Origin of the sequence: Pseudomonas sp. S35 (genome assembly GCF_009866765.1) — a bacterium.
Classification (GTDB): domain Bacteria; phylum Pseudomonadota; class Gammaproteobacteria; order Pseudomonadales; family Pseudomonadaceae; genus Aquipseudomonas.
In genome coordinates this window covers 692,907-706,961 of the sequence record NZ_CP019431.1, presented here as the reverse complement: position 1 = coordinate 706,961, position 14,055 = coordinate 692,907, and the positions used below count along the sequence as shown (strand labels likewise).

Sequence of the window (14,055 nt, the reverse complement as noted above, 5' to 3'; positions counted from 1 at the left end):
CAAGCCTTGCGGAGAAGCCCGATGAGCACTCAAAAAGTATCCTTCTACAACCTGGCCTGGCGCTGGCATTTCTACGCCGGCCTCTTCGTCGCCCCTTTCATGGTGCTGCTGGCCGTGACCGGCATCATCTACCTGTTCAAACCCCAACTCGACCCGCTGATGTACGGCGACCTGCTGACCGTACCCGCAGCCGAACACGCCTTGAGCGCCGACGAGCTGCTGCAACGCGCCAAGACGGCCTACCCCCAGGGCGCAATCAGCAAATACCTGCCGCCGGCCGATGCCACGAGCAGCGCGCAGTTCGTCATGCATCAAGATGGCCGGGAAGTGACGGTCTTCGTCGACCCGTACCGCGGCACCGTCCTCGGCGAGCAGGACGCGAAATACAACCTGCAAGCCATCGCCCGCGCGTTGCACGGTGAGTTGATGATCGGCACCACCGGCGACCGCCTGATAGAACTCGCCGCGGGTTGGGGCGTGATGCTGGTGGTGTCGGGCCTGTACCTGTGGTGGCCGCGCGGCAAATCTGGCGCCGGGGTGTTGTGGCCGCGCTTGAGCAGTCGCGGCCGCCTGTTCTGGCGCGATATGCACGCGGTCACAGGCTTCTGGGGTGCCGCGCTGCTGCTGGTGATGCTGCTCAGCGGCATGACCTGGACCGGCTTCTGGGGCAAGCAATACGCCGACCTGTGGAACACCTTCCCGGCGGCCATGTGGAACAACGTGCCACAGTCGGACCAACAGGCGCGGGTGCTCAACAGCGCGACACAACAGACCGTGCCCTGGGCCATGGAAAACACACCGATGCCCCTGTCCGGCGCCCACGCCGAGCATATGAACCACGGCACCATGCACTCAGCCCCGGCCGCGCCCGCGATCAAGCTGCAGCAGGTGGTCGACCTGGCCACTTCGCGCAAGGTTGAGCCCGGCTACAGCATCACCTTCCCCACCACCGCCGAAGGCGTGTTCACCGTCGCCGTGTTCGCCAACGACCCACGCAATGACGCCACCCTGCATGTGGACCAATACACCGGCAAAGTGCTGGCCGATGTGCGTTGGGCGCACTACAACTTCGTGGCGCGGGCCACCGAGACCGGTGTGATGCTGCACGAAGGCAAGATGTTCGGCTGGGTCAACCAACTGATCGTGCTGGTGATCTGCCTGATGATCCTGCTCAGCGCCGTCAGTGGCCTGGTGATCTGGTGGAAGCGCCGCCCCCAGGGCGGCCTGGGTGTGCCGCCGTTGCGTCACGACCTGCCAAAGTGGAAAACCGCGATGGTGATCATGCTGGCGCTGGCGATCATTTTCCCGCTGGTCGGCGCCTCGTTGATCGGGGTCTGGGCACTGGACCGCCTGGTGCTGTCGCGGCTGTTCGCGCAACGTGAATCCGCCTCAGGTTCGACATGAAGTAGGTGAGATGCCCTACATAGAGGGGTTATGTAGTCTTACGCAGGCTTTCGCCAATGACGTAGGAAGTGTTAACTTATAACACTCACTGCATACCTCAGCTCGCCGCACCCGCGGCGAGCACCGCCTCGAAGAAGCGATTTTCCGTCCGATGAACAAGTACCTTGCGTCCGGCCTGTGCCTGCTCGCCCTGCATCACAGCGCCCAGGCCCTGACCCTGCCCGCCAGTCCTGTCACCGCAACCGCCGTGGACGATGCACACGTCGACCTCAAGACCCCGACCACCGCCGGTTCGCGCCTGAACCTCACAGCCCTGCAAACCCCAGGCAGCGTCGAAAGCCAGACCGGCGCGCAGATCCGCGAACGCGGCAACGCCAGCGTGCAGAACGCGATTTCCCGCGCCACCGGCATCAGCCGCACCGGCTCGCCGGGCGACGGCGGCACCTCGTTGTCGGCCCGTGGGTTTACCGGCCAGGGTTCGGTGATGCAACTGTACGACGGCAACCGCATGTACATGGGTATGGGCACCTCGACCTTCCCGGTGGACACCTGGTCGGTGGAGCGTGTCGACGTGCTGCGCGGCCCGGCCTCGGTGCTGTACGGCGAAGGCGCCACCGGGGCGGTGATCAACACCGTGCCGAAAAAGCCGTTTGAAGGCGAGATCGAAAACCACATCCGCCTGGGCTATGGCTCCTACGACCGCCAGCAGCAAGCCCTCGACAGCGGCGGCTCGCTGACCGACACCCTGAGCTACCGCCTGAACCTCAATCGCCTGCGCAGCAACGGCTTTATCGACCGTGGCGACTCGGCCAGCGACTTCATCAGCGGCGCCCTGCGCTGGCAAGCGGCAGACAACCTGAGCTTCACATTGGCCAGCGATTACGGCGACCAGCGCCCGCAAAACTACTTCGGCACGCCGCTGATCAACGGCCAATTGCACAAAGGCCTGCGCGACAAAAACTACAACGTCAGCAACGACACCCAGCACTACAACGACCAATGGACACGCCTGACCAGTGAGTGGCAAATCAGCGATAACGTCAGCGCCACCAACGAGCTGTACTATCTGAAAAACCAGCGTCGCTGGCAGAACGCCGAGAACTACAACTTCACCGCCGGCCAACTGACCCGCAGCGGTAATTTCGCCATCAAGCACAACCAGGAACAGGTCGGCGACCGCCAGACCTTTACCTTCAAGCACAGCCTGTTCGGCCTCGACAGCCAGACCGTGACCGGCGTGGAATACAACCGTATCCGTTTCCGCCTGGCCAGCAACTCACCGTTCAACGATGTGTCGAGCAATGGCCAGCCCATCGACATCAACCACCCGGCACCCGCGCCGTTCGACAGCCAGAACGCCTTCAAGCCGCTGTTCGCCACCACCACCAAAACTGTCGCCGGCTTCGCCGAAAACCGCCTGCAACTCACCGACCAACTGTCGCTGATCACCGGTATCCGCCGCGACTATGCGCAGGTCGAGCGTGAGGATTTGCGTAACGCCAGCAGTACCGACAAGACCCTCACCGGCAACAACTGGAAGGCCGGCCTGGTGTACGCCATCACCCCGGACACCTCGGTCTACGGCCAGTACGCCACCAGTACCGATGGGGTCGGCGGCCTGATCTCCCTGAGCCAGAGCCAGCAGCAATTCGACCTGTCCACGGCCAAGCAAACCGAGATCGGCATCAAGCAAGCCTTCTGGGACCAGCGCGGCGAATGGACGTTGGCGGCCTACCATATTGTCAAAAAGAAACTGCTCACCGACGTACCGGGCGACCCGGACCTCAAGCAGCAGGTCGGCCAGCAATCCTCCCGTGGCCTGGAAGCCAGCCTCGACCTGCAACTGCCCAATGCCTGGCAACTGCAAGCCAACGCGGCACTCGTCCACGCGCAGTACGACGACTTCAACCAGGACGTCAACGGCGTGCAAGTGTCCCGCGATGGCAACCGCCCGGTGGACGTACCACGGCGCACCGCCAACCTGTGGCTGAGCAAGGCGGTGAGCGATGACATCCGCGCCGGTGCCGGGGTGCGTTATGTCGACGCGCGGTATGCCGACATGGCCAACCAGAATGAGCTGCCGAGCTACACCGTGGTCGATGCAACCGTGTCGTGGAAAGCCATGCGCAACACCACGCTCGGCCTGCAACTGAACAACCTGTTCGACCGTACCTACGCCGTCAGCCAGTACAACGACGGGCAGCAGTGGATCCTCGGTGAGCCGCGCTCGTTCTTCGTCACCGCGGACTACACCTTCTAACCGACCAAGCCCCCTCCCACATGGGAACTATGTAGGACTTGAGAGTATTGATGACTTCACTCACCCTCACTCGCCTCAACTGGTCCACGGCGAACCACTGCCATCACCAGTTCCAACTGCGTGACGCCAGCCTGCACGTCGGTGCGGGGGAGTTCGTGGGGTTGATCGGGCCCAATGGCAGCGGCAAGACCAGCCTGTTGCGCTGCGCCTATCGCTTCAGCAAGCCCGCCCAGGGCGAGGTACTGCTTGAGCACCAGAACGTCTGGAAGCAAAGCGCGAAGTGGTGCGCGCAGCGTATCGCCGTGGTGTTGCAGGAGTTCCCCGACGCCTTTGGCCTGCGGGTGGATGAAGTGGTCGCCATGGGCCGCACGCCCCACAAGGGTTTGTTCGATGGCGACACACTGCACGACCGGCAGTTGGTTCAGCAGGCGCTTGAAGCGGTCGGTTTACTGGGCTTCGAAGACCACGGCTTCGCCACCCTCTCGGGTGGTGAAAAACAACGCGTGATCCTCGCCCGCGCCCTGGCCCAGCAACCGCACCTGCTGATCCTCGACGAGCCGACCAACCACCTCGACCCGCGCTATCAGCTGGAGTTGCTGCGGCTGGTCAAGCGCTTGAATATCGGCACCCTGGCCAGCATCCACGACCTGAACCTGGCCGCTGCGTTCTGCGACCGCCTATACGTGATCAACCACGGGCGCATCGTCGCCAGCGGCACGCCCCATGAAGTGCTGACCGTCGAGCTGCTGCGCGATGTGTTCGGCGTCGATGCCTTGATCGACACCCACCCCTTGTCCGGCTACCCCCGAATCACCTGGATAACCCCCTCATGATCCTGCGCTCGCTGCTGTCTCTCGCCCTGTTGCTCGGCACTGCCTGTGCGTTCGCCGAGGCGACCCATTACCCAGTGACCGTCAAAAGCTGCAACCGCGACGTGACCTTCCAGGAGGCGCCTAGGCACGCGGTCAGCCACGACATCAACATGACCCAGATGATGCTCGCCCTGGGCCTCAAGCCGCACATGGCTGGCTACAGCGGTATCACCGGCTGGAAGTCAGTGACGCCGCACATGGCCGAAATGCTCGACGGCCTGCCAGAGCTGGCGAGCAAATACCCTTCGGTGGAAACCTTGCTCAACGCCAACGTGGATTTCTTCTTCGCCGGCTGGGATTACGGCATGCGTGTGGGCGGCGACCTGACGCCGAGCACCCTGCAACCGCTGGGCATCAATGTGTATGAGCTGACCGAGTCCTGCGCTTTCGTGATGAAGCGCCCGGCCGCGACGCTGGACGACACCTACAACGACCTGCGCAACCTGGGCCGGATCTTCGACGTGCAGGACCGCGCCAACACGCTGATCGCACAGATGCAGGCACAGGTCGATGAGGTGCAAAAAGACCTACCCGCCGATAAGCCACGGGTGTTCCTCTACGACAGTGGCGAAGACCGCGCCATGACGTCCGGCCGCCTGGGCATGCCTCAAGCGCTGATCGAAGCGGCCGGCGGGCGCAACATTCTCGATGACATGCAGGCCAGCTGGACCCGCGTCAACTGGGAGACCGTGGTGGAGCGCAACCCGCAGGTGATCGTGATCGTCGACTACAGCGAAGTCACCGCCGAGCACAAGCAAGCGTTCCTGATGAACAGCCCGGCGCTGCAAGGGGTGGACGCCATCAAGAACCAGCGTTTCATCGTGATCCCCTACGTACAGGCCACGCCCGGCATCGATAACGTGCTGGCGGTGGAAACCCTGGCCAAGGGGTTTCACGGCGAATGAACAGCCGTCGCTATGCCTGGCTGCTCGCTGTCCTTGGGATGCTGCTGCTGATCTCTTGCGTGATTTCCCTGGCCTTCGGCCCAGCGCGGGTGCCGGTGGAGGTGGTGTGGCGCATCCTGCTGCACAAGACGCTGGGACTGGGCGAGGTGGCTTGGACGGCCGGGCAGGAACCCATCGTCTGGCTGATCCGCGTGCCGCGCATGTTACTCGCTGCCCTGGTGGGCGCCGGGCTGGCGTTGATCGGCGCAGTATTGCAGGCCGTCACGCGCAACCCGCTGGCCGACCCGCACCTGCTGGGCGTGACCTCGGGCGCCACTTTGGGCGCGGTGATCGTGGTGGTGCACGTGGGCGAGATCATCGGCTTGCTGACCCTGCCCATCGCGGCATTCATCGGCGCCTTGACGAGCATGCTGGTGGTGCTGGCAGTGGCCAGTCGCAATGGCCGGCTGGAGAGTGAGCGCCTGTTGTTGTGCGGTGTGGCGGTGTCGTTCGTGATGATGGCGGCCGCCAATCTGCTGCTGTTTATGGGCGACCACCGCGCGGCATCGGCGGTGATGTTCTGGATGCTCGGCGGCCTCGGCCTGGCACGCTGGGAACTGCTGGCGATACCTGCTGTGACCGTGCTGCTGGGGTTACTGGTACTGCTGGGCATGGCGCGGCCGTTGAACGCCTTGATGGCCGGTGAACAGACCGCCGTGACCCTGGGCTTGAACGCGCGCGCTGTGCGCTTGAAGGTGTTTCTGGTGGCCTCGCTGATGACCGGCGTGCTGGTGTCCATCAGCGGCTCCATCGGCTTTGTCGGGCTGATGGTGCCGCACATTGCCCGGCGCCTGGTGGGCGCCGAGCATCGCCGCTTACTGCCGGTGTGCGGGCTGCTGGGCAGCCTGTTCCTGGTGTGGGTCGACGTCGCCGCACGGACCTTGATTGCCCCCGAAGACCTGCCCATCGGCGTGGCCACGGCGGCCATCGGCGGGTTGTTTTTTATCGGCCTGATGCGCAAGCGCTAGCGGCGGTTTAGAGCTCATCGCGGTCACGGATCCGCAACGGTTCGTCAATCACGGGCACATCGGTCTGGACGCCTTCGCGACTGTCCGTTTGCAGGGTCTTGATCACCTCTTCCTGTTGCCAGTAGTCATCTTTTTCGAGCACATACAACTGGCCAACGCCCGTCAAGCGGTTGAAAAACGCAATGGGTTTGACACTCGCCGCCGAGACCATGAGCTGGCTTTCCAACGGCGAGAATCCGGGGATGTATTTCAACAACGCCCCACCGCGCGTGACCACGTAAAGGCTCGGCGAGGTGTGCGGATGCGCCTTGAGGATGCGGATGAAATAGCTCAGGAACGTGGGTTCGATAAAGTGGCTGGTGAGGCGCTCATCCTTGGGCACCGACGGCCCGGCGGGCGGGGCATCCTTATAGATCAACTGAGCGCCAACCACACGATAGCCGCTCGGGAAGTCCGGCCAGGGCACAGGTTTATCATCCGGTTGCACGGCCGGTTGCACCGGCCCGGAACGCCCGGTGTAGAACAACCGCAGCAGCCTTGGCATATCCAGGCCCGGCCATAACGGCAACGTCGCGATAAACGAAGCATGCGCCGCATCTGCCAGGATCGCCGCCACATAGTTGTGCCCATGCACCGAGCTAAAACTGCGTTGAACGTAACGCGCAGCGTCATCACTGTGGGAAAACAGCGGACCACAGCCCAGCGGGTAGTCGGTAAAGCCTTCACCTGTTCCAGGTATCCAGCCAGGGGTGATTCGATTCGTACCGGCCCAGACCTTGCCCTCCACGAGTACATCCAGGTTGCCGCGACGGGCCAAGTCGTGCACAGAGTCCAACACGCTGATTTTGCCCGCGTGCAACTGCTGAAGGATCGCCGGGAAATGCGCCCGTGAATCCAAGGCCTCGTCGGTGTCCCGATACAGGTAGCGGATCAATGCACCCTCCGGGCAAGACAGGTACAACCTCAAGGTTTTACCGTTCACGGCACGCCGGGAAAAACGAATCCCATTGTCGATGTCCAACGGCGAATGGAACGTCTGCTGATGGGGGTCTTGCCCCGGCGTCAGGGCCTCAAGCGAGGCACACAAGTAAAGCCCTTCGAGCACATACCCCTGGGGAAACAGGCCATCGGGAAATACCTGCGCGTACTTCCAGTAGCTCTGCCGCGCCAGCGGTAACGTCACCATGTACTGTTCTTTGCGGGTCGATTTGAAGACATAGCCAAACTTCAGCGTGTCACCGTACTGACAGCGCTCATGGGCGTATCGCACGGCAGCCTGCTCCTGCGCGAAAACCGGGCTGAAGGCGGGCTCGGCAGACGCATTCTCGATCTGCAGCGCGGGCGGGCGGTCAACGTTGGGTAAGAAATCCACCAGCAACCTGGGGGCTCCCCAGACCTTGCTGCCCTCCACCACGCGCAACGTGCCGGCCTTGCTCAAGCGCACGACGAATGCCTGGGGTTTGAGCGTCCCTGAGCGGATCTGATGCTCCAGCGTGTTTTCCAGTCGATCTGCGCGCACCCGATTCAAAGGTTGCAAATCGACCTTCAAGCGCGCCTCCAACTCAGACCCGCTGCGGCTGTAACTCAACACACTGCCATCAGAGCCGAACAGGTACTCGCGGTTCAGATGGGTATCGGTCGCCGACAGCGCAGCACCAATAACCCGTGTCGACAGCATGTTGCGGTAGATGTCGCGTTGCGTGGTGTCCAGGGCGAACGGCAGCTCACGTCCCGAGCTTGAACGGTAACGCGCCACGATGGTGTGGGCGGCGGGAAACCCGCCAAGCGCGACAACCTCATCGGGGAATACCCACTTGGGATCGAAGTCTTCCGTGGGGACGCTCAAAGGTTCGGTGGCCACAAACAACCCGTCGGGTCGCTTGAGAATCAAGCCCCCCGACAGCGGCGCACCGTTCATCCCTTTAAGCAGGGCATGGGCATAGCGGGCGGCGTCGTCCTGATCATGAAAGGCCGGCCCCAGGCGCCGACGCAGCAAATGCTCGTACGGCCGCCACTGTGAGGGCTGCGCGCTCACCGCGCCTCGACGGTCCCAGCAGGGGCTGGAATACAGCACCGTCAACCCACCGGTTTGGGCCATCAATGTCACAAAGCGGCGAATATCGAGGGTGCCCCGGCTGAGACTCATGCCCCCTACGCTGACCTCAGCGCCATTCACCCCGCCCTCGAACACTGAGATTTCGGGCGGCTGAAAGCGCAGCAACGCGCCTTCCAGCGTCGACAGATAAACCGGCAGCACGCCCGCCGCGCCGACGCGCGGCAGATAACGCGCATCCTTCTCGGCCCGCTGCAGCAGGTGTGGCGTTGCCAAGAACTGGGTCAACCACGCCTCGGTGGTGGGCAGGCCGCTGGGCAACCACTGCTGAGAGTAGAACAACCCAACCACCACGAAACCATGGACAAAGTCGCCGCCTGCCAGGTAGGCCGCGCCCAGGGCAGAGTCACTCAGCCAACTGCCGGGTTCGGCAGGGGCCAGTTCGCTGACCACGTACTCGTTCTTTTGCGGGTGCTTGAGCAGGTAGGCCGTACACCCTTGGGCATTGAGGTTGCGACCATAGCCTCGGACGTGCGCATTGACCGCCGCCGCATCCGCGCTGGCAAACAGCGCACTGAGCGAGGGTGTTTGCGGGGCCGTGTCGGCGTATTGAAAGTGCGGCGTCCAATCCGGGTAGACCCGGATGCGCGGGCCCCAAAGCGGCGTACGTGCAAGCACCCGCAACTCACCGGCATCCGCCAGGCGCGTCACCAGGTTCTGAGGCTTGAGTTCGCCGCTTTGAAGACGGCGATGATAGCCAATGATTCCAGGTTCGCGCGTCGCGTTGGCCAAGACCAGCGCCTCATGCTCCAACCCGCTGGGGAAGTAGCCAATCAGGTTGTTGGGCGAACCACTCAGGTACGCGGGACGCTGGGACTGAAGCACCGAACGGATTTCCACGTCCGAAAACGTCGTAGCGCTGACCTCAAGGTCGGTGGTCGTCCATCCCGCACGCTGCCACTGCGCCAGCTCGTCATGGGACAGCGGCGGATGGGAACTGTAGCGCGCGTAAATCTCATGATCACTCGGGGGCACCAGCAACCCGTTGCCCCTGCTCGGAAGCAAGAGATCACCGGCAAAACCATCGCCTTGAATACGCACCGGTTCGGTGAATACGAAGCGTTGATCCCTGCGCCGCAGGATGTAGCCACCGTAGGCCACATCACGCCGTACACCGATGCGTTCATGCGCATGGCGCGCCGCATCGTCGGCACTCAAGAACGCCGCACCGAGGCTGCCGTTCTTGAGGCCCAGCGGCATGGATTCACTGTCATACAGCTGTCCCAGGGTGTTCCATAACCGCCCCTGTTGCAGCACCGTCAATTGGCCTGCACGGATCACCCGGCGTACGAACGCACGCGGTGTCAGCGTGCCGTCCATCAAGGCCGCCCAGTTGCCGTTGTCGGTGACTGAATGGTCGGCACTCACCCCGAATAACTCGGTGGCGGTCTCGGCGTCGGGGACCTGCCATTGCAGCAGGGCGCCGTCGGACGTGTGCAAAAACAGCTTCAAGCCCATCTCGGCGATCTGCAGGCTCTTGGTGGCGGCCGCTTGGTTCATCGCCGTCACCAACAGGGGCGGGCTGACAAATCGCGTGTACAGCCACGGCTCCTTCGCAGACACCGATGCACCCGCCTGCAGGGCAGTCGTGTAGTAAAAACCCACCAGCCGATAGTTGGAGGGCAATCGGTATTGGCCGTTGTCCCGGACCGCAAACAGGTCCGCCAACGAAGTGCCCAGGGCCATCGGCTCGGTGGCGATATAGGTTGAGGTGCTCTGGTGCTTGAGCACTGCCCCCTGAAAGCCATTCGACGGCAGCCGCGAAACCAGGCTCAAGGCAATCAGCACAGCGACTTGCGCACTGCCGCCGAGCGAGGTGAAAAACGGTTGTTCCTGCGGCGCGCGCGTTCGGCTCACGGGGCTGCGCAAGGTCCAGCCAGCGCTCACTCGGCCGCGCACGCCGCCCCACACCGGCGAGGGCACTACCACCCGCAGGTCGCCTGCCTTCGCCAACCGCCAGACCGCGCCTTCGAACGCCGTGAATGGCACAACCGGTGCCGTACCTGCCAGTTGCGCATATAGGCTTTTTTCTTCGGCCGAGCCACTGCTGACGTATTTGAGCAACGCGCCCTCGGCGCCCGACAGGTAGTGCACACGGGCAAAGTCGCGGTGCGTGATGACAAACACCTGGTCAGCGTTGGAGTAAAAACTATTGAACAGCTCGACCTGATCAGGCGTGAAACTCGGGTTATGCCGCTTTATCTGACCATCGTCCCCTGGGTGTGAATGGTAGAGCGCGTGGCACTCATACGGGTAGGGCGCGATGAAATTCTGCTGATCGTCCAGGGCCAGGATCGCCCGAAAATCAAACAGCACGTGCGCGCCACTGGTGGGCTCGGTGGCGAAATAACGATTGCCGCGCTTGAGAATCGCGCCACCATATTCCTTATTGCGCCGCGTGCCGATCTGGTTGTGTGCCCAGCGTGCGGCATCGTCGGGGCTCATGAAGGCCGGCCCCGTCGTGACAGGCGCGATGTTGGAAAACGGTCGCCAATGAGCCGTGACGCGCCCGGCCTGATCCCACACACGGTCCGTCCCCAGCACCGTCAACGTCCCCGCTGCCGCGACCTTCAGGACGAACGCCTGGGGCGCCAGTTTTCCCGCCAGCAATTGAGCGTCCAGCCCGTGGTCGCTTATCTGGCCATCATCGGCGATTCGATACAGTTGAGCTTCGGCATCGGCGTAGGAAAACTGGTAGCCAAGCAATGCGCCATCCGGCATGGCTTGGTAAAGGCTCAACGGCCGATCCGGCACCCGCAGGCTGGCAATAAGCCGCGACTGATGAGCCGCCGTCGCCAGCGCCAACGGCGGGAAAAAGCTGCGGTAAAGCCAGGGTTGCTGTGGCGCCACCTGAGTGCGTTCGGCGGGTGGAACGCAGTAGAAACCTTCGATACGGTGCGCGTGCGCTAGTACGTAATTGCCGTCATGGTCCGTCGACAACAGGTCATTCACGGCGAAGCGCGGCTCGGTCATGGCGAGGGCCGGCGTGGCCACATATTCCTCGAGGTTATCGCGCTTGAAAATCAGGCCCAGGCGCCAAGTATCCTTGACTGCCGGGCTGCCTTCTACCCCGGCCTGAATGGCCTGCGCGACCTCGGTGCAGACCCTCGACGTGAGTGGCCGCACCGCTTGCTGGAACGGCGCATAGGGTTGCCAATGGGGCGACACAACCCCACGCGAACCGCCCCACACTGCGCTGGAGATAACCAGGCTCAACTCGCCCAGGGCGGCCAATGTCTTGATATCCCCCTCAACCGTGTTGTCCGCCTCCGTGGGACGCTGCGCCAGCTTCCCCTCCAGCCACTGCACATGACGCGCCTCGATAGACGAGCCACTGGGCTTGTAGCGGATCAGGGAATCGTCCGGCCCCGACAGATACGACAGCGCAAAAGACTGCTGGTCCAATACATCGGCCACCACATCGCCAATGGAGAAGAAGTTCACGAACGCCTTGACCTGTTGGACGGAAAGCTCTGGGTTGTTGCGGGTGACCTCGTCGTGTACGGCAGGATGCGAATGGTAGATGCCTGAAAGCTCATACCCTGCGGGCGCAAGCACCGCGCCGTCATCGCCGATGTTCAATACATCTTTGACATCGAAAACATCACCACTGCCTTTCACCGGCTCCGTGGCAAAAAAATACCCCTGTGGGTTGCGAAGGATCACACCGCCATATTCGTGTTCATAGCGTGTGCCAATGCGCCGGTGGGCCCAAAGCGCCGCATCGTCCGGATGGATAAAGCGCGGGCTCAAGGCCGGCAACGGCACGTCCCTGACGCGCTGGGCGGCGCGCGCTTGCCTCGACAATCGTTTGTTCATTTGCAGCTCCCTGCTTCCGTCTGACAACCAGGTGCACCCGCCTTGCGCGGTACCGCACCGAATCAGGCGATTCTGCTCAACCAGACACGGGACCAGGCATTACATATAGATGAGCCTCGACAGCCCGGCACCAGAATGACGCACGCACGCGCCCCCTTCTGGCGTTCAGGCCCCGCCTTGGGGCGCGACCCGTGGGATATCCCCGTGGATACGACCTGTGCATGCCGTTTGCCGACTGGGCACAGCCTTTGCAATCACTCCAGCAGCCCACCTAGGCAACCGGTTTACGCCCCATAAAAATCAGTTCACGGAGATTGCACAATGAAGCGTCGCAGCTTGATCAAGGCTTTCACTTTGTCGGCATCCATTGCCGCCATGGGCATGACCTGGACCGTCCAGGCCGCCGAAACCATCAAAGTCGGTATCCTGCATTCGCTGTCCGGGACCATGGCGATCTCCGAAACGTCCCTCAAAGACATGGCGTTGATGACCATCGATGAAATCAACGCCAAGGGCGGCGTGAACGGCAAGATGTTGGAGCCGGTGGTGGTGGACCCGGCCTCGAACTGGCCGTTGTTCGCCGAAAAGGGCCGGCAACTGCTGACCCAGGACAAGGTCGCCGTGGTGTTCGGCTGCTGGACCTCGGTGTCGCGTAAATCCGTGTTGCCAGTGTTCGAAGAACTCAACGGCCTGCTGTTCTACCCGGTGCAGTACGAAGGCGAAGAGATGTCGCCGAACGTGTTCTACACCGGCGCGGCGCCAAACCAGCAGGCGATCCCGGCCGTGGAATACCTGATGAGCGAAGAAGGCGGCAGCGCCAAGCGCTTCTTCCTGCTGGGCACCGACTACGTGTACCCACGCACCACCAACAAGATCCTGCGCTCGTTCCTGCACTCCAAAGGTGTCGCGGATAAAGACATCGAAGAGGTCTACACCCCGTTCGGCCACGCCGACTACCAGACCATCGTTGCCAACATCAAAAAGTTCTCCGCCGGCGGCAAGACCGCGGTGATCTCCACCGTGAATGGCGACTCCAACGTGCCGTTCTACAAAGAACTGGCCAACCAGGGCCTGAAGGCCACCGACGTGCCGGTGGTGGCATTCTCCGTGGGTGAAGAAGAACTGCGCGGCATCGACACCAAGCCGCTGGTGGGCAACCTCGCCGCCTGGAACTACTTCCAATCGGTGGAAAACCCGGTGAACCAGAAGTTCGTCGCCGACTGGAAAGCCTACGCCAAGAAACACAACCTGCCGGGCGCCGACAAAGCCGTGACCAACGACCCGATGGAAGCCACCTACGTGGGTATCCATATGTGGGCGCAGGCGGCGGAGAAAGCCAAGTCCACCGACGTCGACAAAGTACGTGAAGCCCTGGCCGGCCAGACCTTCGCCGCGCCGTCGGGCTTTACCCTGACCATGGACAAGACCAACCACCACCTGCACAAGCCGGTGATGATCGGTGAGATCCAGGCCGACGGGCAGTTCTCGGTGGTGTGGCAGACCCAGGAGCCGATCCGCGCCCAGCCGTGGAGCCCGTACATTCCTGGCAATGACAAAAAGCCGGATCACGCTGTGAAGAGCAACTAAAGCCCCACCACCAGTCAAATGTGGGAGGGGGCTTGCCCCCAATGGCGGTGAGTCAGTGACAGAAGTATCACCTGACACTCTGCTATCG

7 protein-coding genes are annotated in these 14,055 nt (G+C 62.6%); 6 read left to right on the top strand and 1 reads right to left on the bottom strand.

Annotation, left to right across the window (positions count from 1 at the left end; translation table 11 throughout):
* Positions 1 to 21: 21 nt before the first annotated feature.
* The 5 genes from PspS35_RS02985 (at position 22) to PspS35_RS02965 (ending at position 6,448) form a co-directional block, all read left to right on the top strand.
* Positions 22 to 1,404, top strand: coding sequence for a PepSY domain-containing protein (locus tag PspS35_RS02985; protein ID WP_159932716.1), 1,383 nt, complete (start codon positions 22 to 24; stop codon positions 1,402 to 1,404).
* Between the two features lie 151 nt (positions 1,405 to 1,555).
* On the top strand, positions 1,556 to 3,664 hold the full coding sequence (locus PspS35_RS02980; RefSeq protein WP_159932715.1) for a TonB-dependent receptor: 2,109 nt from the start codon (positions 1,556 to 1,558) through the stop codon (positions 3,662 to 3,664).
* Positions 3,665 to 3,714: 50 nt separating this feature from the next.
* A complete protein-coding gene (locus tag PspS35_RS02975) occupies positions 3,715 to 4,497 on the top strand; it encodes an ABC transporter ATP-binding protein (RefSeq protein ID WP_159932714.1) in 783 nt (260 codons plus the stop codon).
* A complete protein-coding gene (locus PspS35_RS02970) occupies positions 4,494 to 5,441 on the top strand; it encodes an ABC transporter substrate-binding protein (protein ID WP_159932713.1) in 948 nt (315 codons plus the stop codon). Before PspS35_RS02975 ends, PspS35_RS02970 begins: the two co-directional genes overlap by 4 nt.
* Complete coding sequence (locus tag PspS35_RS02965) at positions 5,438 to 6,448, top strand: iron ABC transporter permease (protein ID WP_159932712.1); 1,011 nt, start codon at positions 5,438 to 5,440, stop codon at positions 6,446 to 6,448. Before PspS35_RS02970 ends, PspS35_RS02965 begins: the two co-directional genes overlap by 4 nt.
* 7 nt (positions 6,449 to 6,455) lie before the next feature.
* On the opposite strand, the gene PspS35_RS02960 is transcribed toward PspS35_RS02965, so the two are convergent.
* Positions 6,456 to 12,380: a DUF4329 domain-containing protein gene (locus tag PspS35_RS02960; RefSeq protein WP_159932711.1), complete on the bottom strand. Its 5,925-nt coding sequence runs from the start codon at positions 12,378 to 12,380 to the stop codon at positions 6,456 to 6,458.
* Positions 12,381 to 12,701: 321 nt separating this feature from the next.
* Here PspS35_RS02960 and urtA point away from each other — a divergent pair, with 321 nt between their 5' ends.
* Positions 12,702 to 13,967, top strand: a complete 1,266-nt coding sequence (urtA, locus tag PspS35_RS02955) for an urea ABC transporter substrate-binding protein (RefSeq protein WP_159932710.1) — start codon at positions 12,702 to 12,704, stop codon at positions 13,965 to 13,967.
* The last annotated feature ends 88 nt before the right edge of the window (positions 13,968 to 14,055 follow it).

Bases quoted from the DNA above. Each gene is read 5' to 3' on its own strand.
- PspS35_RS02960 (WP_159932711.1), bottom strand. From the start codon at position 12,380: ATGAACAAACGATTGTCGAGGCAAGCGCGCGCCGCCCAGCGCGTCAGG.
- PspS35_RS02980 (WP_159932715.1), top strand. From the start codon at position 1,556: ATGAACAAGTACCTTGCGTCCGGCCTGTGCCTGCTCGCCCTGCATCAC.
- PspS35_RS02975 (WP_159932714.1), top strand. From the start codon at position 3,715: ATGACTTCACTCACCCTCACTCGCCTCAACTGGTCCACGGCGAACCAC.
- urtA (WP_159932710.1), top strand. From the start codon at position 12,702: ATGAAGCGTCGCAGCTTGATCAAGGCTTTCACTTTGTCGGCATCCATT.
- PspS35_RS02985 (WP_159932716.1), top strand. From the start codon at position 22: ATGAGCACTCAAAAAGTATCCTTCTACAACCTGGCCTGGCGCTGGCAT.
- PspS35_RS02970 (WP_159932713.1), top strand. From the start codon at position 4,494: ATGATCCTGCGCTCGCTGCTGTCTCTCGCCCTGTTGCTCGGCACTGCC.
- PspS35_RS02965 (WP_159932712.1), top strand. From the start codon at position 5,438: ATGAACAGCCGTCGCTATGCCTGGCTGCTCGCTGTCCTTGGGATGCTG.